We start from the raw sequence: 23484 nt of genomic DNA on the forward strand, positions 1-23484 counted from the left end.
ACAAACAATCAGAGTTTCCATGGTAATCGTATGAAATTAATTTTTGGTAATAGTACCCTTGTTTTCCCCTACCTTTTTTTCGTGGCAATATCACAACACTAATCAACGTATAAACAGTGATTTTTTTGTCTTTGTGAGATGAAATTACCGAACTCGATTTGTCTCTAGGATTGAAGCAATGGATGGATACATACATTTATTATTATTGAATAAGTGTAATAGTTCCTTTCTTCCAATCTTTAAGCCGTAGGATTGCTAACGAGACGTTTGAATAATTAGCTCCAATAAAATGGTCACACTTAGTAGCAAGATAGGTGTCTTTAATAATATCAATGCCTTTCTGTCTTTTGCTATGCAAAGACAATCCATTATGCACAGATATTTGATCATTAGAAGTACGGATGGCGTTTGTATGAATTATTTTATTTCCATATAACTCTTTATATTGTTCTAAAATATTCTCTGAGTCAGTTAATAAGAAAATAGATGCTCTAGGATAATTTTTTAAGTAATTATCAATTTCTATTCTATATAAATCATTCAGCTGATTTAAATTCGGAAATTCATCAATTTTGTCGGTACCACGAATGTGCACCCCTAAAATAGAATGTTTATTTTTCATATTTTTTTGATAAAAATCTTCTATTTCTGCCGATAAATAAGGTTGTAGTTTAAAATACTTTTTATAAATATACCGGTGTATATCATGAAATTCCAACCCAAATGCAGGATGGTTTTTTTTAATCCATTGAATAAAGTAAAGAACTGAAATATGAACGTTACTTACAAGTACATTTTCAGAACTATTAAAAATATTAGGTATATTTTGCATTCCAGTAAAGTCTAATTTACCTGGTAAACGTAGGTTTCCTCTATTCCATTTTGATGAATAAAAGGTATAGTTTTCTTTTTCAAGATCATATACGGTATAATCTGAAACAGGTAAAAAGTACATTGTAAACGCATCTTTAACTAATGGTCTTTCAGAGGCATACAAAGAATCGGCTCCCCAAAAAGTAACTGGTGTACGATTAGTAAGTTCAGCAACTAATAGTTGCCCTGATACATGTTCCATAGCTGACCAGAAACCACATTTCCACGATTTAATGAGTAAAAAACAGTTATTTTGATTCACAAAGAAACCTCACCTTAGTAATATATTTGAACACACTCATTTTCGATAATTCAGATAATTATAAAAATAATTTATTTGGATCATTAACTGAGTAATTTATTTGATATCTAAGATGCTGAAAACGCACTATCGTTACGGATATATATATCATCATAGGCTTAAGTTTCAGCTAACCTGTATCCTTCATCATTAGAAAGTATTGCACGCTTTTTTTTTCGGAAATTATTTTCCACTATGATACAATCTATTTTAACCTGATCAAAGTTGATTGACTGAAGAACTGCTAGCTCAGATCCTTCAGTATTTACATTATGCTCATCTACTTGACATACCATGTTTTTAGATAGAAATCAGAGGGGTGCTTTATGAAATACTTTCCATGATTAAAAATATACGTAGAAAAAGACCTAAAATAGGACTTAATCAAATTAAACATAACAAATAGGAATTATCATGAGTAAAAAGCATTTTTGAAGAAAAATTTGGAGAGGGATTTGTTATGGTATAATTGATTGACAAAAAGTTATAGGTTTCTTTATATAGAGGAAGCAATAACAATTTAAAATAGATACTATAATTTTTACCATTACAAGAAAGCTTAGCTGCATCTAACCCTCAGTACATTCTGTTTCTACATTTTTTTCATTACTTCAGTTAGTTTTGTTTTAATATCTTGATTAAAATATTCATATAAATCATTCATATCAGGTTCCTTTTTAAAATTTGATCTTTCACTTTGACTCTTTTCTTCCGCATTAAAGTCAATTCCAACCTTATCAATAGTACCAACAATGGATTGTTTTACATTTAATAACTGCAATTGTTTTTCATCTACTTCAACAAGTAAGGAGTCTTCACATATTTTCTTCCCCTCAAACATTTCATCTGTAATCGGTTTGATATTCTGTCCAAAAAGATGAAGATATTCCACAAACTTTTCTATTTGGCATATGTCAGAGTAATCCAAGAAAAAATCCACCTCTTCATAACTAGCTATCGCTGCTAAATTCATAACATACCAATAGAATGCATTTTTATCCGTTTTATTCTTTATAACTTTTAGATATTGATTCAGATCATCTTCAGAAATAATATTTTTTTCTTGGACTTCTATAATTAACCTATCCCAATCATATGGGTAGGGTAACCCTTCCCCTAATAAATCCCATTGAAACTTTGATAATGAGTTCAAAACTTCATAAAGATTTCTAATGATTACAATCGTAAAATCCGGTTTCATAATTTTATTTATTGCCTTGATTCGACCATTAGCCCTTATAAATTTGGTTACTGAACTGATATTTGCCGGAAGTAGACTTAAAAGAAAATTGGAATGCTCTTCATTAAGAATCCCCACTGTATTAATTAAGTCGGAGTTAATATGATGGTGTATACCATTTTGATTTATTCCCGTGAGTTTTCGGTTCATCCAATAATATGGTTCATAATTTACTTTAACAACCCCTTCCTTGTTCCCAATTAAATAGGCTAAATATAGTTGAACTGCTTTTGTACCTGAGCACCCTACACCAAAAATATTTATCTTCATGTAATTATTCACCTTTGTTTTCATTTAGCTAAAAATCTTGTTCATATTAATACTTTTTTCTTATAAGGATTATCTATTATGTTTTGAAGAAATCCAAGCAATGCTTGGACATCAGGGGAGTGCTAAAGAAATTCTCATCGCCAATCGTTTTTACTCGACTAGCAAAGACATTGGCTATTCTTTAGACAAATAACACTCTTCTGGATGGATTATTGTGTAGAACTTTGATTCTTAACCAGATTTTTGAATCTGTCTGTCTTTTTTACTTTTAGTAAGTGGAAATATTGGGATAAAAGTATTCTCATTCTTAAATTATTAATCTAAATTGATCATTTTTCCGGATCTTTACATAGCCTAATTATATAACTCCAGATATTTAATTTGTTTCCCTCTTTGAATATTTTCAAAAGGTAGTATATTCTGCCATCCTAATCTTTTTTCATAAGTAAAATTAACTGAACAAACATTTCCGTAATCCCACTACTAAAAATGTTTCTGAAGATTTTCTTTCGCTTTTTTTATATCAGCATTATTCAGAGTTGTTGCACGGAAGTAAATCTTGTTTGTTGGTTAACTATGTGATTGGAGTATAGTTTTGAATTAAGAAATTCATACATTTTCAAGCCTTTGAATGGATGATATGGTTGTGCTTGAGCTCAATAATAATAATAATAATAATAGGATAGAATACGATCAACAGGAATTCTTAGTAACCTTATATAAATATAAATACATTCTTTCAAACTTTACTGATGAAATCCGTAAGACCGATGTGCGGAAACACAATGAGTTTTCTGACCTTTTATTACGTTGCTTATTCTTTGTTCCACTTGAAGCCCATGTTTTATCTGATTATGGTGTTATACAATTTATTGAGAATAGAGATTACAGTACTTTCCCCTTTCTTAGGAACATACATAAAGATAATCGTTTTATTTTCACGTTTTTATTATTCAGCAAAAGCCTCCTTTTATATTCATATGTTTGTCGTTCTGAAACCTATTCAGAGATTCGTATTTTATAAAGAAAAGTGTTTGTAAAATACAACGATCCGAACGATTAAAATGAGACTTTTGCTAAAAAGCTATTGTGACTTCTATAAGAGATTAATCTTGTATTATGAATTGATTTACCTTAACTTTCTTTTTTATAGGAATCATATTATAATCCTACCCTCATAACTTTCTTAGCTATCTGTCTTTTTCCCTCATGTCAATGGGTTCCTGTTCATAAACTTTTTTATGAACAACATAGTTTCAAAGGAGTTTGTTTAAATATTTCTAGTAGCTACTGTTAAGGATCTGAAAATAAGCCTGAATAAAAGCTAATACATAAAGAATTTATATTAATGTATTATCATTAATAATTTAACGTCCAATATTAACTCCTTTCATTTAATATAGCATATTCAAGTTAAATTATATGGTTACTTTAAATTGTTGATTTAAGTCAATATTTTCAATGAAATAAATATAGTTCCCCTATAGTGATTTTTTTATTTTGTTCGTCTCTTCACCATTATTTGCGATTCAGAAAAAATTCTGACAATCAGGAAATACTACCAACAGAAAATGATACCAAAAACTTTCTTAGTTATAAGTTAAAGTTTCGGGTTCGTAAATAATATGTTGTAAAACTATTCATCTTCTCCAGTTTTTCTCCACTTAAACAACTAGATACCAATCGTGAAGACAAAAGCGCCTTCTACTAGCGCTTGTCGCCGATTAGTGGTCGCCCTTCACCTTCCTTATTTACCAATTTAAATTATCTTCATAACCTGCTTTTATTAAATGCTCCCCATATTTTTGTTTGAAAAGTTCTTTTATTTCAGGTGTAAAATAGTTTTTCCAATCACCTTTAATACCTTTTCGGTTATGCTGTAAAATATCCTCAATACCAGGCTCCCTTCCAGTAACATTTTTAAATTTGTTTTCTATGATAATTTCATGTAGTTTTTTGCCGGAAATAGGAAGTTGAAAGTCAGATATTATTATTTTTTTTAATATTTGCGTATCATTTGTTAACAAATCTTCGTATTTTATGATTGTATCATCACTATTAACCCATGAAATTTGTATTTCAATAATTCGTTCTAGTTTGTTAGAATTAATCATAAATTTAAGTCCTTCATTTTCACTTAAAGATTTGAGATGTTCTCTTGTAACTTTCATACTAGGGTATAGTATCGGGTGACTTATTTTCAAACTAAAATATAATGATATCAAAGTATCCCTTAGATCACGAATAATGATAAACTTTTTATAATTAGATGGTAATTTTACACTATAGAATTGTTGTTTATTAACAAATAATGCAGGATAAATTTTCCCTTTTTGAATCGGTTTATTTAAAAAATGATTAGAATATATTTCTGTTTGAACTATTTTATCTGGAAAGCATTGAGTTAATATTTTCTTTATCCATTGTGATCCACATTTAGCATGTGTTATATGAAAAATTGTAGGTATTGACGAATTTTCAACATTTTTTTCCATAACGTACCCCTCTACCATTTTATGTAAAAATTTCTTCCTGATGAGTTGGTACTCGATCTATATTTGTATTACTCGATGAAATTTCATGTATTTATTTTTTTACTTTAAGAATTTTTTGTAAAGTTAAGTCAATAACTTCTTTTGTATTTTGGTAAACTTTCGAACCGTTTTTTTACATTTGCAGATTTATAAATCTATATTTTTCCAACTGAATACCTTCTTCATTAAAAATAATGATTAATCAAACATTTCAGTTATACCAACTATTTTTTGCCTTTTCTAAATTTGGAGGATTACAAATTGTTACGTAATGGTTTCGTATTAAATACCAAAAATTGAACACTTTTTTCTTTTAAAGTAACAAATTCCTCAATACTCATATTTTTTATCATTGTATTTTTCGGATGGTTAGGCCTTTTGATATAATAATAATTTGAGAGCACCCGATCAATCGGGTTACGAAGCATTGTTACTTAACAAAATGGCTTTTGTATTTGTTCATGAATACCAAACCGAAAATGTCCATTTATACAATTTAAATTAGGGGTATTTTTGGCACTATTTATAAATTCACTGTAATCTCCACCATATTAATCCAGTTTTTCTATTGATGTATACTGATTATCTAAAATAGATTTTAAGGTAGATCCTGCTGTTTTCGGTATATGGAGAAAAAGTGAATTTTATCATTTGTGTGTGCATTTTTCCCACCTACTTTTTTTGGTTATAATATAGATCCTAATAATATTGTTATGATATGAACTTTTTATTTTTTGCTCCTAAAGCAAAATAATAGTATGGAATAGTTTTTTTATTTTCAGGTCAAATCATTTTCACCTTTCAGCACTTACTTTTTGTAAATCACTGTCAATCATCATTTGTATTAACTTTTCAAAAGAAACGTCAGGTTCCCACCCAAGTTTCTCTTTAGTTTTTTGAGGGTTCCCTAATAGAAAATCAACCTCAGCTGGACGCATAAGTTTAGGATCTTGAACGACATATTCTTTCCAATCTAAGCCAATATAATTAAACGCAATTTCTAATAACTCCTATACAGAGTGTGTATCACCTGTGGCTATCACATAGTCTTGACGTTCATCCTGTTGAAGCATCAACCACATCGCTTTAACATAATCACCTGCATATCCCCAATCTCGCTTTGCATCAAGATTTCCAAAACGAAGTTCTTTTTGTATCCCTAGTTTGATACTCGCAACAGCATCTGTTACTTTTCTTGTAACAAATTCTAACTCTCTTCTAGGTGACTCATGGTTAAATAAAATCCATGAACATGTATACATATCGCAGCTTTCGCGGTAGTTGACTGTAATCCAGTGCCCATATACTTTTGCTACGGCATATGGACTGCGAGGATAAAAAGGAGTCGTTTTCTTTTGAGGTATTTCAACAACCTTACCAAACATCTCACTACTGGAAGCTTTATAAAAACGAATTTCTGGTTTTGTAGTTTGATAGCTTCCGACATATTTGTCACAATTAGTCCAGTAGCTTTGCCCGTATAAATCGATTGTTCCCATGAGTCTGCAACAAACGATTAAGCCGCTAGATTATAAACTTTATCTGGATTAGAAATTTTTATTGCCTTCATTAATGAAGATAAATCTAAAAAATCACCAGATATTAGCTCAATTTGATCTAATAAGTGCTTAATATTCCTAAAATCAGGAGTAGCAGTCCTTCTTTTTAGTCTATATACTTTGTAGCCCTTGCTTAATAAAAATTCGGCTAAATAAGATCCACCCTGCCTGTTATGCCAGTAATCAACGCTGTTTTCATAATACCATCTCCACTTATTTCTTTAGACATTTCATATGGTATGCACATATTAAAATAATGTCAGGCCTACTTTCTCCTACAAAAGGTTCACTTTTGTGATGCCTTCTACACGACACTTTCCTTTACTTTATAAATATTTGAAAAATATGATGAAGGAAATTAATTAAGAAATGAAAATCTTTATTATTTTCAATTTAATTACTTTTTTTACATATACAAGTATAAATGAAACTTTATATAGACATATTTTAAGTGTTTAATGATTGATAGAAAATGGACTTTTGCCTTTCAATTGTATGCAAGGATCGTTATAAAGTTTCTTGTAAAAATTTCCAAATCTTGTTTTTCTTAGAAAGTTTTTCCTTTAACAAATATTGATGGATAATCCAAACTTACCCCTAGTTAGTGTAATTACACCCTCTTTTAACCAAGGAAGATATATTCGAGAAACGATTGAAAGTGTGTTAATACAGGATTATGCAAATTTGGAACATATTATTATAGGTGGAGGCTCAACTGATGAAACTTTACAAATTTTAAAAGAGTATGGATAACGGAATTCACGTTTTCGCTTTGTGTCTGAACCTGATAATGGGCAATCGCATGCCATCAATAAAGGATCTGAATTAATATGAAAGTTTATGCCTTCTATAGATAAATCCTTAACCCTTCGATTCATCCAGAAAATATGGTTCATAATTATTTCTTACCATACCTTCCTTTTTCGCAATTAAATAGGCGATGTACAATTGAATTGCTTTTGTTCCTGAACAACCTACTCCAAAAATATTTATTTTCATTAATTTTCTCCTTGTAATAATATCATTTTATTAACCTCTTTATCTCGCCTTCCAAACAAACCGTCTTTTGAGAATCTTACTTATTACACAATTAGTTTATGTAGATTTCAAACATTTGTTTGTCATTATACCCAACTTCAAAAATGAAAAATTTTTTATTTTTGTTCAATTCTTATTCTTTACCACTGTGCTTATAACTAAATTAAAACAGAATCATTTTCTATAAATTTATAAAAAGGCTAAATTAATGACACGGCTAATTAGTTTAACTCATATAATTAATTTGAATGAAATCTTCCCATCTAAAAACCTACGGAGTGAAAATATGAAAAGTGCATTGATTACAGGGATTACCGGACAGGATGGCTCTTATTTAGCAGAGTTTTTACTAAATAAGGGATATAAAGTTTACGGATTGAAGAGAAGGACCTCAACAGAAAATAACGAAAATATTAGGCATATCCAAAATCAAATTGAACTCATTTCTGGAGATCTAAATGATATACCATCTTTAATTGAAGCCATAAGGATTTCAAAACCTGATGAAGTTTATAATTTGGGTGCGCAATCGTTTGTAGAATGCTCCTGGTCCCAACCAATATATACAACAGAGATCACGGCTCTTGGTGTAACAAACATTCTAGAGGCAATTCGGTTAGTCAAACCAGATATTCGATTTTATCAGGCATCAAGTAGTGAAATGTTTGGTAAGGTTTTGGAAACTCCTCAAAAAGAAACTACTCCATTTTATCCAAGAAGCCCCTATGGTGTTGCAAAAGTTTATGGACATTGGATCTCAATAAACTACCGCGAAAGCTATAATATGTATACATGCTCTGGAATTTTATTTAATCATGAATCACCTCGCCGAGGTCTTGAATTTGTTACAAGAAAGGTAACGAATAGCGTAGCAAAAATTAAATTAGGACTAGAAAAAGAGCTTCGCTTAGGAAATTTACAGGCAAAACGAGATTGGGGCTTTGCAGGAGATTATGTTGAAGCAATGTGGTTAATGCTTCAGCAGGATCAACCTGATGATTATGTAATTGCTACCGGTGAAACACACACTGTAAAAGAGTTGGTTGAAATAGCATTTGAATATGTTGGCCTTGATTGGGAAAAATACGTGGTTACAGATCCTAAATTTATGCGACCTGCTGAGGTAGATATACTTTTAGGTAATCCCCAAAAAGCAAGGAAAAACTTAGGCTGGGAACCCAAAGTTTCATTTAAAGAATTAATAAAAATGATGGTAGACAGCGATTTAGCGAAATATAAATGATATTCCATAAAACTTTTCGTCCCATACAATACAGTAAACCTCAAGCTCTAATATATAACAAAAATGATCTTCTTAAATTTATATTCTTGAAAGGAGACACATATGGCTTCTAGTGAATTGCCCTTAGTAACTGTTATAACTCCATCATTTAATCAAGGAAAGTTTATCCGTGAGACAATCGAAAGTGTTTTAACACAGGATTATCCCCACATAGAGCATATTGTTATAGACGGTGGTTCAAGTGATGAAACAGTATGCATTTTGAAGGAGTATGAAAGTCGAGATTCGCGTTTTCACTTTGTTTCAGAACCCGATAATGGCCAATCTCACGCACTTAATAAAGGATTAAAATTGGCTAAAGGTTCAATAATTGGCTGGCTTAATTCAGACGATACTTATTTAACTAAATCTGTAAAAAAAGCAGTTGATTCGTTAGAGAATCACCCAGAGTGGGCGATGGTATACGGAAGTTGCTATATTACAAATGAAGAAAATAAAATTTTGAAAACAGTTCCAGTTCAGCCATTTAATATTGAAAACTTATTTCACGGCTGTATTATTTGCCAACCGGCAGCCTTTATAAAAAAGAAGGTGCTTGATAAATTAGGAGGAATTGATGAAAGTTTTGACTTCTGTATGGATTATGATTTATGGTTAAGAATTTCGAAAAATAACCATACAATTGGATACGTAGAGGACTTTCTTGCTAATTCAAGATTTCATCCTTCAAGCAAAACGGCTACCAACTTTGTTGATATAGGTTTTCCAGAAATCCTAAGAACAAGCGTCAAAAACCACGGAACTGCCTCAAATAACTGGATAAACCATTTTTTATTAAACCATTATAATAAGGGACTTTATTGGTATTTAAAATTATTTAAATCAAATTCAATCTTTGGAATCACACCAAAAATATCGCAATCAAACCTATATGAAGATTCTTGGGCTCCACCCTTTCTTCGTCTTTTTATTGAAAATAATGAAGAAAAACCTTTGCATGCTCTGATTATTAAAGGAACTCAAGAAAACTACCAATGGTCTGCATTCCGGTTTTATTTAAATGGAAAATGTTTCAAGACAATGAAAGTAGATAAAGGACCATTTACCATAGAAATAGAAATTCCTTCACAACAAACAAACCCCATTATCGAAATTATATGTAAACAAACTCATATTTCTAATGATAATAGGAAAATTTCCTATAAAATCACAGAAATGATCCCCTTATCAGAAGAGGAATATCAGTTTATCAAAGAATTTCGAAAAGGTTCAAAGAATGTAGTAAATTGGATAAATCACAATCGAAAACCAATTCCAAATTTTTCATGAGAAATTTAAACAGGTTAAATTTAGGAATTACTAAAAAATGAAAATTAGCACTCTCTCTATTTTTGAACCTCCTTAAAATACACAAGCTGCATACTAAAGCATTGTTTGTGTATAAGTACCTGGTATTCCATCATTATTATCAAAGTGTTTTTTCTTTTCCTGAAGTAATATTCCCAGTTTCTACTTCAGTAATTGGTTCGAATTCAATTTTTTATCGTATGGAGGCTGCTCAAATCTTTTATTATCAAGATAGCATCACTTGATCAAAATAGCTAATGGGATTAGGCAATTTTGGTGCATCCTTCATATTGGAAATCTTTTTGAATCGATGGCAAGATTTTATTATTGTCCTACTCTTACGAAGACCCATTCGTAAATGATATCTTTTTAATGAAAATTATCGCTGTATTATTAAAGGCCAATTATTAACTCACCATGTTTCCCCTTCAGGGATAAACAAGTAGTCAATTGAACAAAAATTCCCTATCTATTAACTATACAAGGACGGTTAAAGATGAATCTAAAAGAAAAAAGAATTGTTGTTACCGGAGGTTCCGGTTTTCTTGGCCAACATGTCGTAAACAACCTTAAAAAAAAAGGATGTAAAGATATCTTTATTCCAAGAAGCAAAGATTTTGATTTAAGGAATGAAATTGATATCAAGAATATGTTAGAAAATTATTATCCAGATATTATCATTCATTTGGCAGCAGTAGTCGGAGGTATTGGCGCAAATAAAAAAAATCCAGGGAAATTTTTCTACGATAATTTGATAATGGGGACACAGTTAATTGAACAATCACGATTGTATAAAGTTGAAAAATTTGTTGCTATTGGAACGATTTGTTCCTACCCAAAATTTGCTCCAGTCCCTTTTAAGGAAAGCGACATTTGGGATGGGTATCCTGAAGAAACAAATGCACCGTATGGTTTAGCTAAAAAAATGATGCTCGTCCAATCTGAAGCTTATCGTGAACAATATGGATTTAACAGTATTTTTTTACTACCTGTTAATTTATACGGGCCGTCAGATAATTTTGATTTGGAAACTTCCCATGTTATCCCAGCTATTATTAGAAAGTGTATGGATGCAATAAAGAATGGTGATAAGTCAATAACATTATGGGGGACCGGTAATGTTACAAGAGAATTTATTTTTGTATCCGATGCAGCAGAAGGAATTGTCCTTTCAACAGAAAAATATGATGAATCAAACCCAGTTAACATTGGGTCAGGGATTGAAATAACCATTAAGGAATTAGCTAACACTATAAAGCAATTAACTGGCTTTAATGGAGAAATCATTTGGGATCATAGTAAACCTGATGGCCAGCCGAGAAGAAAATTAGATACTCAACTAGCTGAGAGTAAGTTCGGATTTGTGGCCCAGACTGATTTAAATACTGGTCTAAAGGAAACAATAAAATGGTATATTGAAAACATGTAATTAAAACAACCTCATTTAAATTCTCAAATAAAACATCGTTCCACCTTTTTCTAATAAATCTATTTTATGGAAGGTTACTAATTTTCCTTTTTTACCATAAAATAATGAACGAATTCCTTAACGATGTCGGTCTGCAGCCAGTGGCATTGATACAAGCCAGTAACAATGGATACTAACATTGCGACTGGCTTTTTGATTACCTAATTTTATTTTGGAAGATCATTTATCTAGATCATTTACAATTAATGCATTGTTGGATTAAAAAGGACTTTCCGCCTGCAAATTGTAATATCCATTCTTTGAATCTATAAAAAGTCGAAAGTTGAGTTTTTAAGCCTTCGATTCCTTTACAATAATTCGACTTCCTTATGATATGGGGTCAGGAGTTGATTGATTTGATTTTTCTAATCCATCTATGGTTTCTACTAAATAACCCATATGCCCCCAATGGTAACGCAACGATCACCCATCCACCATTTTCCGAAGACCATCGGTCTCTATTTTTTCACCTTTTAGAATCTCATCAAGGATACTGCACCCAGATACACCATAAATGTCTGATAGAACGGATATTAGAAAATCTTGAAGAATTTTATGTATGCGATTCTGTCTTCTGAGGTGCGATGATGAATCAATTTTTTCGATAACGTAAGATCTTGTTATTCACGAATATCCCCCGGTGGAGCAAAATTGCTTTCAATAAGTCCGCATCTTAGAAACTTGGCAAGCCATTCAGTATCTTTCACATCAGTTTTACGCCTTTGAACATTTTTGACTGGCCTGGCATTGACAAGAACAAGGTGAAAAGAACCTTCGAGTATATTCCATAATGGTTTCCAGTAGATGCCGGTACTTTCCATCACAACATCGGATACCTGAAGGGTAGTGAGCCAATCACTTAAAGCCAAAAGTCCTGTTGTAGAAGTTTAAAAAGTTTCTATATAAAGGGTTCTTCCTTAAGATTCAACCAAAAAGGTTCAACCTGGTTGTATAGTTATCATCCATTATTGTCAAGGGTTTAATGGGTTAGATTCTATTTGAGGTAACGAGCAGGTTTTCGTAGTAGATGGTGGCGGCTAGGACGCCGCCATAGTTTCTTATAACAAAAAGCAGCTTATAAATTTCTTTTGGGGATGGATTGTAGCTAATAAACTTAAAATGCTCTTTTGAGTATAAACCAATCACCCCACCATTCTCTTTTCGTTTGGCTATTCTTTATTAAATAGTTCTTTTTTAGATAAAAATAACCCAAACATTAGACTTCTTACTTAAAATTTGTCAATCCGGGTTATAATGATTTATTTTAAAAAAAATACATTTAATTGGTTTCTTTCGATTTCTCGGATTACTCTCTCCCATCGGAAATATTTTTAAGGATGTCTTTAATTTTCTGTTCCTGGGATTTATGACAGACTAACACCCCGTCTTTTGTGGAGGCAATAATTAAATCCTCCACTCCAATTACTAGTGCCTTCCTGTCCTCTGATTTTATAATGCAGTTTTTGGTAGATAATAGATGTACATCTCCAAGTACTAAATTATCGTCAGTAGGGTTTTTATTCAAACGTTCCCAAGCACTCCAATTTCCTACATCATCCCAAGCAAAATCCAAAGGGATCATATATATGTTCTCTGCTTTTTCCAAAATGGCGCAATCTACTGAGATTTTAGGGAGAAGTGAGTAATGATGACGACTTAAAATCCCTTTATTTCTGGTTAATGCATTCCATATTTCAGGTTGGAACTTTTGCATATAATGAGCAATAGTCGTGGATTTCCATATAAATATTCCACTGTTCCAATAAACATTTTCAGTTTTCAACAGTTTTTCTGCCTTTTCCAAACAAGGTTTTTCAATAAAAGCTTTTACCCGGAGTGCTTGATTGAAATGTATTCCGTCAGTTTCAGCTTGTATATACCCATATCCCGTTTCGGGACGAGTTGGCTTAATACCTAATGTTACAATTGCAAACTCTCTCTCTGCTAATTTTTCTGCAAGAGTTAATATTTCTGGGAGGGAATTATCATCAGGTATATAATGATCTGCAGGAACTGTAGCAAAAGCTTCATCATCAAAATCATTCATAAAATTAAATGCTGTAAGAGCAATACAAGGTCCCGTATCTCTTTGAATAGGCTCTATTATTAATTGATCGTTATTTATAGAATTTAACTGCTGTTTAATTAAAGGAACGTATTCATCAGTTGTTGCAATGAATATTTTTTCTGGTGGTAACCATTTTCTAAATCGATAATATGTTTGTTGTAGCATCGTTAGTTCAGACATTAAAGTCAAAAACTGTTTTGGTCTATTTTTAACACTCCAAGGCCAAAACCGTGTACCCTGACCACCTGCTAAAATAACAATTTTCAAGATCCATCACCTCGATTTTCTTATTAGTAAGACTCAAATATGGATTTTATATAATATGCATTATCGAAAAATATTGTATAGTCAAATGACCTTTACATAGCTTGGTTATTTAAATCAATTTCAAAATTGCTTTCCATTATGAAATACCCTTTTAGAACAATTTGCATCTTTTTTGACTATACACCTGGATTTCTACCTATATTCCCCAAGCAAATTGCAACCAACTTAGATACTTAAAAATTAGATGTACCTACACGTATTTCTTTTTAATATCGAACCTGACAATCGTAACAATTCTTTTGATAAGCATTGCATCATTTAACAGTACCTTGTTGTTTATAAAAAGTTTTACGCACTTTTCACACTCGTGAAGGGACTGTAAACCGTCTTAAATCTGTTATAACCAAACACCTTAAACGCCTTTTGACAGAGGCCCGCTTTAAACAATTTATAATTTTCCTCTTAGCACCGAGGATTTTGTCAAATCTCCGAAAACAGAATTGGAAGTTTGAACTGCACCCCAATTGTTAGACAACATCTAACAATTGGAGGTGCAGTTTTTTTGACTAAATATACGATAGACGAAAAATTACATGCAGTTTTAGAGTACTTAGAAGGAAAAAAATCCTATAAATCCATTGCACAAGAAAGAAATGTAGGTTTATCCCCTCTGAAAAGATGGGTCGCTCGCTATCTAAAACATGGGATGGAAGGACTTGCTTCATCCTATACAAATTACACTCTGCCCTTTAAACTAGAGGTACTTAAATATATGAACGAATATGGGGCATCGATCAACGAGACCGCTGTACACTATAACCTTCCTTCCGATTCTACACTTTTGAATTGGGCAAATCAGTTTAAGGAAGGCGGTATAGACGCCCTTAAACCAAAGAAAAAGGGGCGTCTATCCATGAAAAAAGAAACCAAGAAAACATCGCCAGCTAATGGCTCTCAAGAAGCACTTCTTGCCGAATTAGAATACTTACGTGCAGAGAATGCCTATCTAAAAAAGTTGAATGCCTTAGTTCAAGAAAAGGAAGCCTTACAAAGAAAGAAAAAGCGAAAGTAGTCCATGAACTAAGGAAACAATTTGATTTAAATCTGCTTCTATCCATTTCTAAAATGGCACGGAGTACGTACTATTATTGGGTAAACGCCTTCGGGCGTGAGGATAAATACACAGAAATTAAATCACTTATCAAAGAGATTTTCCATACGCATAAAGGGCGTTATGGGTATCGGCGTATCACCCTAGAATTACGTAACCGAGGTGCTCGCATCAATCATAAAACAGTTCTCCGATTGATGAATGAACTAGGATTGAAGTCATTGGTTCGCATGAAGAAATATCGTTCGTACAAAGGGAACATCGGCAAGATTGCGCCCAACATTCTAGCACGTGATTTCAAGGCGGCAAAGTCCAATGAAAAATGGGTGACAGACGTCACCGAATTCCATCTAGCTGGGGAGAAACTATACTTATCGGCCATTCTTGATTTGTTTAATGGTGAAATCATCGCCTATAATATCGAATCTCGGCCTGTTTATCCGCTCGTTTCCAAAATGCTGGATAAAGCCTTTGATCGCTTGGAATCGAAAGATTCACCCATTCTCCATTCAGATCAGGGCTGGCATTATCAGATGAAACAATACTCGCATGATTTGAAAAGACATAACATTACACAAAGCATGTCCCGCAAAGGAAATTGTCTCGATAATGCGGTCATTGAAAACTTCTTTGGCTTATTAAAATCCGAATTACTCTATCTTCAAGAATTTGAAAGCATGGAGCATTTCAAACAAGAACTAGAAGAATATATCCATTACTACAATCATCAGCGAATCAAGGTAAAATTAAAAGGCATGAGCCCGGTAGATTACCGGGTTCATGCCCTCAAGGCTGCCTAATTAAATAAAGTGTCTAACTTTTTGGGTTCACTTCAGTTCTGGTTCTCTTATTTTATCATCCGGTGACAATAAGCTTTTGAAACAATAGTAGTAATGCTGCTTTTTATAAGACAAATCCAATTTCTCTAGTACTCCCACTTTTGTATCTATTATTCATTTTCCTTGAGCTTGAATTAAGTCATAATTAAGGTTTTTGCAATATTTTACTTCTCCAATTTCACTACTTTTTATGGGCATGAAACGATCAGCTCTAAATTACCTTTAATTTCAAAATCCCCTAAATCGAACGGCAGAATAAAGTGGTCTCCTTTTTTGATTAAAGATGTTCCTTCTGCTGTCTTAATTTGACCGTTTCCTTCGATTACACTTACTAATTGAAACCTTTCGTTTTGTGAATAAGAAAAAGAACCATTTATTTCCCATTTATAAACAGAGAAATACTCTGAATCTATAAATTTTGTAATCACTGCCTCATCTTTTTTTATCACCATACAGACTGTTTCTTTTAATTCATGAGGAATTATTGTCACTTCAATCGCTTTATCCAAATGTAGTTCTCTCAAGTTACCATTACTGTCGACACGGTCATAATCATAGACACGGTAAGTGGAGTCAGAGCTTTGTTGTATTTCCAAAACAAGGATTCCTTTACCAAGAGAATGTATCGTACCAGCTGGTACATAGAAAAAGTCACCCGGTTTAATTTTTACTCTTTTAAGCAAACGGTCCCATTGCTTATTTTCAATCATGTTTATTAATTCTTCCTTTGTATTTGCATTATGCCCAAGTACAATCTCTGAATCTTCTTCGCAGTGGATTATATACCAGCATTCTGTTTTACCCTGCGTACCATTTTCCTTGTTATTAGCATTTTCATCGTTAGGATGCACTTGTATAGATAAATCATTATTCGCATCTAAAATTTTTGTTAAAAGTGGAAAATCCCCCTTTTTCATTCCACCAAAAATCCCAGGGTATTTCCCCCAAAGTTCTCCTAGGGAAAGGCCTTTAAATTCACCTGCACTTACAACACTTTGCCCATTTGGATGGGCAGAAATGGCCCAGCATTCACCAGTATTTTGTGAAGGAATGTTGTAATGAAATTTGTCTTGTAACGCAGTGCCTCCCCAAATTTTTTCTTTGAAAACCGGTTGTAAAAATATTGGGTGCTTCAACCTTCTTCAAACCCTCTCCATATTTTTTAATAATATTACAAACAACCAAAACATCTACTAAATATGATTATTTTATGGAGAACTTGAAGAATCGGTAACGTTGCATCTGCGGAATTGTAGCACAAAAAAGTTAGCCAATATACGAAGCTATAAGAATTCATATCCGTCTTCACTTAATTACACCCAAATAGAAAAAAGACCTGGATCAACTCCAAGTCCTTTCTGCTAAACGTTTGCTACAATATTATATTTTCCCTAACCTAGATTACCCTGATTAGATTTGTTAAGATGCTACATCCACTGACATTCAGTTCGGTATGGCCCGCTTAATATGCGTTTCAATCAAGTTGACAAGCTTGCTAGACCAACTGACAGGTAAGTGCTGACTGTTCCAATTCACCTATATGAAGAGCATCAATAAGTTGAGCAACTTATGTGTAAAAAGATAAAGATAGTAATAAAAATATCTCCACCATATTAATAAAAGCTATATGTCCTTAAGGACATATAGCTTTTTATCATTTTTGAAATTGTAATTGATGCAGATTGGCAAAAATGCCCCCCTGCTTGAGTAAGTCATCGTGACCGCCCTCTTCAGCAATTCCTTCTTCCGTAACAACGACGATCTTGTCAGCGTTTCGAATGGTTGCCAAACGGTGTGCGATGATTAACGTAGTTCTGTTTTCAGCTAGTTCAGTAAGAGCCTGCTGAATGATTCTTTCCGTCTCGGTATCGAGTGCAGAGGTTGCCTCATCGAGAATTAATATTGGCGGATTTTTTAAAAACATCCTTGCTATTGCAATCCGTTGTTTTTGTCCCCCCGATAATTTCAAGCCGCGTTCACCTATTTGAGTCTCATAGCCTTCTGGAAGTCCTTCAATGAAAGTCTCCAAATGGGCTTTCCTTGCAGCTTCTTGAATTTGTTCATCCGATGCGCCAAGCATTCCGTACGCAATGTTCTCTTTTACGGTTCCCGTGAATAGAAACACGTCTTGCTGGACAATGCCAATTTGTGAGCGCAATGACTTTTTCGTCATCTCACGAATATCAATTCCATCAATGGAAATCGAGCCGGCATTAACATCATAAAATCTTGGGATCAATGAACATATGGTCGTTTTCCCAGCTCCTGAAGGCCCGACAAAGGCTATGGTTTCACCCGCTTTAACTGTTAGATCAATACCTTTTAAAACCGGTTTTTTGTCTTCATAGTTAAAAGAAACGTCTTTAAAGGAAATATCACCCAAAAGGGCGGTTACCTCAATTGCATCCTTTTTATCCACGACATCAGGCGCGATATCCAGAAGTTCCGTAAAACGTTTAAAGCCGGCCATCCCTTTAGGATAAAGTTCCATCAACGCACTGATTTTGTCGATCGGCTTAAATAATACGTTAACGTATAAGACGAATGCAACCAGTTCACCATAAGAGAGCTGCCCATGAAAAGTTAGCCAAGCTCCTATCACCAACACGGCAAGGGTCATAAACCTCGTCATCATGTAAATGCCTGATAAGCTAAGGGACATTACCTTATATCCAAGAAGTTTCGCTTTACGGAATTTGCGATTATTAGCAGAAAACCTTTTCATTTCATATGTTTCATTAGTAAAGGATTGGACAACCCTCACCCCTGAGACGCTATCTTCCACACGGGCATTTACGTCGGCAACTTCTGTATACATTTTTTTCCACGCTTTATTCATCTTTAAATTACTAATGACAATTAAAAAAACGAGGAACGGTAAAATACAAACCGATATGAGTGCCAATTTCACATTGATTGTCAACATAATCCAAAATGCACCTATAAAAGTCATGAAGGCAATGAATAAATCTTCAGGACCATGGTGAGCAAGTTCACCAATATCGAACAGATCATTGGTTATGCGGCTCATGATATGGCCGGTTTTCGTGTTATCAAAAAAACGAAAAGATTGTTTTTGCACATGCTCAAATAATTCCTCACGCATATCAGTCTCAATATTGATACCCAATTTGTGACCCCAATACCCTACGATGAACTGTAAGAAGGTACTAATGATATAAAGGAGGAACAAACCGGCACTTACCGAAACAATTGCAGACCAATCGTCGCCAGGCAGCAGTGTATCTATAAACCACTGAACAGCTAGCGGAAATGCAAGTTCAAGTACAGCCACGACCACTGCACTGAAAAAATCAATAATAAATAACCGCTTATGCGGCAGGTAATATGAAGCAAAACGTCGAATCATCAAATTTTTCTCCTTTTTTACATATATTAAGGAGTATAATTCCATATTCAATATTCAGCAAGCATTTCAGAACCCTCGAGTACATATTATGGTAAAATCATCTATATAAAACAGCCCAACCCGGCTCATGCAATCTATTAAATGAAGGAGTGAATCCAGTGTAAAAAATAACCATTCTAAATATTCATGAACTTTATTTTCGTAAAAGGATGGTATTCATGAAAAACACATCGTTTCAATGCCTTTGGATTGGTCAGGCGTTTGCAAATCTAGGGGATATATTTTATGTAGTCGGGTTGATTTCACTATTATATACCTTGACGGGATCTGCCTTTTATTTGAGTTTGCTTCCGTTCACTACAACGATTTTTCGGTTTATAAGCAGTTTCCTTGCCCCCCTCGTCATTGACAGGTTTCCTTTAAAAAGAATCCTTGTACAATCTCAAGGGTGGAAAACCATCTTACTCGTTTTACTAGGAATCTATATAACAAGTTTCAATCATGGTTTTTCTGTTGCCGTCATTTTCTTCATTGCCTTGATTTCATTATTGGATGGAGTCGCTGCCCCGGTCAGCGCAGCTTTGGTTCCTCAATTGGTTCCAAAAGATGAATGGATGAAAGCGAATGGTTTCTTGAATGTGATCACCCAGACCATCTTTGTAGCAGGATGGCCACTAGGTTCCGTCTTATTGATAAGCACCAACAGCAGCATCATCATTTGGCTTACGGCCATGTTTTTTGCCGTTTCAACGATCTATACAGTGAGAATCGAAATCTCTGAACAACCGACGGACCCTGTTGCTCCGACAAACTGGGGTTCCATTAAATCCGGATGGGTTGCGATTCGCCAAACCCCAACTATCCGTATACTCATTTCCATTGATTTTATAACTACTTTAGCTTCAAGCGTGTGGGTGGCTGCCGTTATCTATTTATATGTAGAACAGAACCTGCAACTTGGTGAGGAGTGGTGGGGATACATTAACACAAGCTACTTTGTCGGCATGATTGTCAGTGGATTGATCGTCATCCGTTTTGCCAGGTTACTAGAAAAATATATTGGCTTCTTCATCACTTTAGGGCTATTTCTCAGTTCACTGCTGATCCTGCTTTTTGGAACTACCAGTATTCCAGCTTTGGCTTTGCTGCTGGCATGCCTGTACGGTCTGCCAGAACAAATCCGGGAAGTGATCTACACCAAGCTATTCCAAGACCATGCAGCGGAAAAGACTCTTGCAAAAATTCATGCCGTTTGGGGAGCGGTCATCAATCTTACATTTGCCGGCTCTGTCTTACTATTAGGCTATATATCGGAAACATACAGTGTCAAAACAACGTTCCAATTTTCTTCCAGCCTGATATTCCTTGCCTTCCTTTATGCAATGTTTAAAAGGAAGGACCTACAAGGGAAAAAATGTGATCAATCACTGTCAAGTCAGTCATCTAATATTCCTAGATGATGCATTCCATTCGATTCACCAATAAAAAGGAGCCTTGGTTTTCCATGGCTCCTTTTTTATGTTTCAAAGGCCCTTCGAAGAATATTATCTCTCTTTAAAATCTTGCTTGGTGTGATTGGCTTGCCCCTGATTAAAGCTGCTGCACGACCAAACAAGGAAAAAAAATATATAGCGCTTCTTTTCACCATCTGGCACCCATTCATCCTATTTTATAATCCAGATATTCTTATCTATAAACGCCCAATTCTGCGGGAATTCCAAACCAATCTGCCAATAAGTTGCACCTACCAGTTCAAATGCATCAATCATTTCATATTTTGCGCTTATCGATCGAATATCTTCAAACCAAACGACATGGTTCGAATTCTCACTTCGATAAGAATAGGTAGGTGAAGCCGCTGAAGTGTCAAAGGTTATTTCAGTGCCGGTTGCAATGGCAAGATTTTGGGCATTTTGAGCTGATAATGCTTTCGTCTCGTTGCTTGGTACTATCCAATCGTATCCATACATCGGAAATGCCGACTGCAGTTTATAATCAGGTATGGTCGACAAAGCATAACGAAGAACCTCTCCCATCCACCAAAGTGGGGAAATGGGTTCAGGCGGGCCAGTTGGATACCCATAGTCAATGGTCATCACGGCAACAAGGTCGGCTGCCTCTCCGATCCCCCGATAATCATGTCCACCTACAATTCGATTATCAGGATTATCCGCTGTTTTTGCATGTACGTTCACATGCAGGATCAGTTCGTTTAACCCCTCCTTCAATGCTTTTAAAAAAAGCACATAATCTGAACGCCTGGCAGGTGGGATGAATTCGATGTCCATACTGACACCGCCATAGCCTTTCTCCCTAACGAAATTCAGCATACTATTGATTAAATTCGCTCTGTATACTGAACTGGCAAGGACATCACCAGCCAAATCAGCATCAAAATCACCATCTTGAAAGTTCCGGATCATCAGTAGCGGCTTCACACCTGTCTGCTCGCATTTCGCAATAAGAGGGAGATCATCACCATCAACGTATGCATTTCCTTCCCTTGTAAACGAATAAGCTACAATGGCTAAATATGATAATTTATCACCATTCTGCTCAAGTGTTTCAAACACTACTCCACCTGAAGTCGGGAAGGCAAAACCCAGCGTAATCAATTGATTTTTGTAAGGGGACGGAATCAACATTTCCGTACCGACTTTTAGCGAGTTTGCAACGATTCCTGGATTGGCCTCCAAGATTGCCGCTGCACTTGTACCAAAACGACTGCCGATTCTAGTAAGGGTATCCTGACTTTTAATTAGATACCTTCGATTCACCGCTTTTTCATTAGGAATATACAATGCCAGGCCAGGAACCAAATTTGTTGATTCCAATCCGTTGACTTCAATTATCTTCGATGGGTCAACTTTATTTTTCGTGGCAATTCCCCAAAGACTGTCGCCTTTTTTCACAATAACGATCGTCATTCAAAACCCTCCAAACTCCCTCCAAAAAAGTTTATGTCATTCAGGTAATTGGATAGAACGCATTATCACATTTCCTAATGATGATAACTTCTTTTTTAAATGTTATTTTAACTGGAATGAAGGATCACTAAAAAAAAGAGGCTGTCCTAAGGGACAACCGCAAGCTATAAGCCATCAGTCGATTTTTCGTTTCACATACTCCCATACTTCAAAGTAAATTCTTAATATCGTAGAACTTCCCATTCTCCAAATCTTCCGCTTCAAGAAGCTGCAAAAGTTTACCTGCCACAAATTCGGGGCTTCTTAACATGCCCTTTTCTTTATATTCATGAAATTTGTCTCGATCGGAAAAGTCCCGTTCGTCTGCTGAGCGGATTGTCCCTTGCATCTCCGTATCCATTACACCTGGTGAAAAAGAAATGAGAGACGTAGGGAAAGATGTTTTATCCTGCTCCAACCCTGCAACCCGTGTGAACATTTCTAGCCCAGCCTTAGTGCTGCAATAGGCTGCCCAGCCATGGTAAGGGTTTTTTGCTGCTCCTGAAGATATGTTGACCAATACCTTCTTTCTGTTCCAGTCCTTTGTCTGTTTAACGAATTCATCAGCCAATACGATGGGTGCCATGAAATTCACCCGCATGCTTGTTTCCAAATTTACTATTCCAAGGTTTCCTACCGGCTTTATCGGTTCAATGACACCTGCATTATTAATGAAATAAATGTCACTTGCTTCATCGACAGCAGCAAGAATCTCATTGACTAAGGTAGGTAACTTTTCAGTTTCATTCAAGTCCATCGAAATAAATGTAAGTTTCGTCCCGGATCTATCAGCAATCCGCTGCATTTCAGGATGGGCTGTACGGGAAACTAAAAAGCAATGATCACTCGTCCGCAAACATCCTTTGGCGATGGCAGCACCTAAACCTTTTGAAGCTCCTGTGATTATAAACGTTTTCACGGCATTTCCCCCTTTTATGGATATAAACTATTGTACCAAAATGGAGTTCGGAATGGTCTTACCACGAACCA

Annotated in this window: 16 protein-coding genes and 1 pseudogene; 6 read left to right on the forward strand and 11 right to left on the reverse strand. The window is 34.5% G+C overall.

Going from position 1 to position 23484, the window contains the following annotated elements; all coding sequences use genetic code 11:
* Window positions 1-202 precede the first annotated feature (202 nt).
* The 4 genes and pseudogenes from QNH43_RS15175 to QNH43_RS15190 form a co-directional block, all read right to left on the reverse strand.
* Window positions 203-1135 (reverse strand): O-fucosyltransferase family protein, encoded by a 933-nt coding sequence (locus tag QNH43_RS15175; RefSeq protein WP_283914773.1) that lies wholly within the window; start codon window positions 1133-1135, stop codon window positions 203-205.
* A gap of 631 nt (window positions 1136-1766) precedes the next feature.
* Window positions 1767-2684 (reverse strand): hypothetical protein, encoded by a 918-nt coding sequence (locus QNH43_RS15180; protein WP_283914774.1) that lies wholly within the window; start codon window positions 2682-2684, stop codon window positions 1767-1769.
* 1751 nt (window positions 2685-4435) lie between these two features.
* The gene (locus tag QNH43_RS15185) at window positions 4436-5179 is read right to left on the reverse strand and encodes a sulfotransferase domain-containing protein (protein ID WP_283914775.1); all 744 of its coding nucleotides are present in this window, start codon (window positions 5177-5179) and stop codon (window positions 4436-4438) included.
* A gap of 833 nt (window positions 5180-6012) precedes the next feature.
* Window positions 6013-6976, reverse strand: a pseudogene (locus QNH43_RS15190) (GDP-mannose 4,6-dehydratase).
* Between the two features lie 377 nt (window positions 6977-7353).
* Between QNH43_RS15190 and QNH43_RS15195 the strand changes: the two are divergent.
* Entirely contained in the window at window positions 7354-7530 is a 177-nt protein-coding gene (locus QNH43_RS15195; RefSeq protein WP_283914776.1) for a glycosyltransferase, read from the forward strand.
* Window positions 7531-7638: 108 nt separating this feature from the next.
* Here QNH43_RS15195 and QNH43_RS15200 read toward each other — a convergent pair whose 3' ends face one another.
* On the reverse strand, window positions 7639-7776 hold the full coding sequence (locus tag QNH43_RS15200; RefSeq protein ID WP_283914777.1) for a hypothetical protein: 138 nt from the start codon (window positions 7774-7776) through the stop codon (window positions 7639-7641).
* Between the two features lie 325 nt (window positions 7777-8101).
* Between QNH43_RS15200 and gmd the strand changes: the two genes are divergently transcribed.
* The 3 genes from gmd (at window position 8102) to QNH43_RS15215 (ending at window position 11834) form a co-directional block, all read left to right on the forward strand.
* On the forward strand, window positions 8102-9058 hold the full coding sequence (gene gmd / locus QNH43_RS15205) for a GDP-mannose 4,6-dehydratase (RefSeq protein WP_283914778.1): 957 nt from the start codon (window positions 8102-8104) through the stop codon (window positions 9056-9058).
* Window positions 9059-9160: 102 nt separating this feature from the next.
* On the forward strand, window positions 9161-10387 hold the full coding sequence (locus QNH43_RS15210; protein WP_283914779.1) for a glycosyltransferase family 2 protein: 1227 nt from the start codon (window positions 9161-9163) through the stop codon (window positions 10385-10387).
* 514 nt (window positions 10388-10901) lie between these two features.
* Window positions 10902-11834: a GDP-L-fucose synthase family protein gene (locus QNH43_RS15215; RefSeq protein ID WP_283914780.1), complete on the forward strand. Its 933-nt coding sequence runs from the start codon at window positions 10902-10904 to the stop codon at window positions 11832-11834.
* Between the two features lie 659 nt (window positions 11835-12493).
* Here QNH43_RS15215 and QNH43_RS15220 read toward each other — a convergent pair.
* Complete coding sequence (locus QNH43_RS15220) at window positions 12494-12742, reverse strand: IS110 family transposase (protein ID WP_283914781.1); 249 nt, start codon at window positions 12740-12742, stop codon at window positions 12494-12496.
* A gap of 437 nt (window positions 12743-13179) precedes the next feature.
* Window positions 13180-14208: a mannose-1-phosphate guanylyltransferase gene (locus QNH43_RS15225; RefSeq protein WP_283914782.1), complete on the reverse strand. Its 1029-nt coding sequence runs from the start codon at window positions 14206-14208 to the stop codon at window positions 13180-13182.
* A 562-nt stretch (window positions 14209-14770) separates the two neighbouring features.
* Here QNH43_RS15225 and QNH43_RS15230 point away from each other — a divergent pair.
* Window positions 14771-16119 (forward strand): IS3 family transposase gene (locus tag QNH43_RS15230; protein ID WP_283914783.1). Its coding sequence is split into 2 segments (ribosomal slippage): window positions 14771-15215 and window positions 15215-16119, totalling 1350 coding nucleotides; the frame shifts between segments, so codons are not numbered across the junction.
* Between the two features lie 227 nt (window positions 16120-16346).
* On the opposite strand, the gene manA is transcribed toward QNH43_RS15230, so the two are convergent.
* Window positions 16347-17294 carry a mannose-6-phosphate isomerase, class I gene (manA, locus tag QNH43_RS15235; RefSeq protein ID WP_283914784.1) on the reverse strand — a complete coding sequence of 316 codons (948 nt, stop codon included), beginning with the start codon at window positions 17292-17294 and terminating at the stop codon, window positions 16347-16349.
* Between the two features lie 518 nt (window positions 17295-17812).
* Window positions 17813-19528 (reverse strand): ABC transporter ATP-binding protein, encoded by a 1716-nt coding sequence (locus QNH43_RS15240; RefSeq protein ID WP_283914785.1) that lies wholly within the window; start codon window positions 19526-19528, stop codon window positions 17813-17815.
* 218 nt (window positions 19529-19746) lie between these two features.
* Between QNH43_RS15240 and QNH43_RS15245 the strand changes: the two genes are divergently transcribed.
* Complete coding sequence (locus QNH43_RS15245) at window positions 19747-20988, forward strand: MFS transporter (protein WP_283914786.1); 1242 nt, start codon at window positions 19747-19749, stop codon at window positions 20986-20988.
* Window positions 20989-21192: 204 nt separating this feature from the next.
* Here QNH43_RS15245 and QNH43_RS15250 read toward each other — a convergent pair whose 3' ends face one another.
* Window positions 21193-22455: a LysM peptidoglycan-binding domain-containing protein gene (locus tag QNH43_RS15250; RefSeq protein WP_283914787.1), complete on the reverse strand. Its 1263-nt coding sequence runs from the start codon at window positions 22453-22455 to the stop codon at window positions 21193-21195.
* Between the two features lie 208 nt (window positions 22456-22663).
* The gene (locus QNH43_RS15255) at window positions 22664-23413 is read right to left on the reverse strand and encodes a (S)-benzoin forming benzil reductase (protein ID WP_283914788.1); all 750 of its coding nucleotides are present in this window, start codon (window positions 23411-23413) and stop codon (window positions 22664-22666) included.
* Between the last annotated feature and the right edge of the window lie 71 nt (window positions 23414-23484).

It is taken from the genome of Peribacillus simplex (assembly GCF_030123325.1).
Taxonomy (GTDB): domain Bacteria; phylum Bacillota; class Bacilli; order Bacillales; family DSM-1321; genus Peribacillus; species Peribacillus simplex_D.

Excerpts from the sequence above, each read along its gene's own strand:
- QNH43_RS15245 (WP_283914786.1), top strand. The coding sequence starts at position 19,747 with ATGAAAAACACATCGTTTCAATGCCTTTGGATTGGTCAGGCGTTTGCA.
- QNH43_RS15215 (WP_283914780.1), top strand. The coding sequence starts at position 10,902 with ATGAATCTAAAAGAAAAAAGAATTGTTGTTACCGGAGGTTCCGGTTTT.
- QNH43_RS15195 (WP_283914776.1), top strand. The coding sequence starts at position 7,354 with ATGGATAATCCAAACTTACCCCTAGTTAGTGTAATTACACCCTCTTTT.
- QNH43_RS15185 (WP_283914775.1), bottom strand. The coding sequence starts at position 5,179 with ATGGAAAAAAATGTTGAAAATTCGTCAATACCTACAATTTTTCATATA.
- QNH43_RS15250 (WP_283914787.1), bottom strand. The coding sequence starts at position 22,455 with ATGACGATCGTTATTGTGAAAAAAGGCGACAGTCTTTGGGGAATTGCC.
- QNH43_RS15200 (WP_283914777.1), bottom strand. The coding sequence starts at position 7,776 with ATGAAAATAAATATTTTTGGAGTAGGTTGTTCAGGAACAAAAGCAATT.
- QNH43_RS15180 (WP_283914774.1), bottom strand. The coding sequence starts at position 2,684 with ATGAAGATAAATATTTTTGGTGTAGGGTGCTCAGGTACAAAAGCAGTT.
- gmd (WP_283914778.1), top strand. The coding sequence starts at position 8,102 with ATGAAAAGTGCATTGATTACAGGGATTACCGGACAGGATGGCTCTTAT.
- QNH43_RS15210 (WP_283914779.1), top strand. The coding sequence starts at position 9,161 with ATGGCTTCTAGTGAATTGCCCTTAGTAACTGTTATAACTCCATCATTT.
- QNH43_RS15240 (WP_283914785.1), bottom strand. The coding sequence starts at position 19,528 with ATGATTCGACGTTTTGCTTCATATTACCTGCCGCATAAGCGGTTATTT.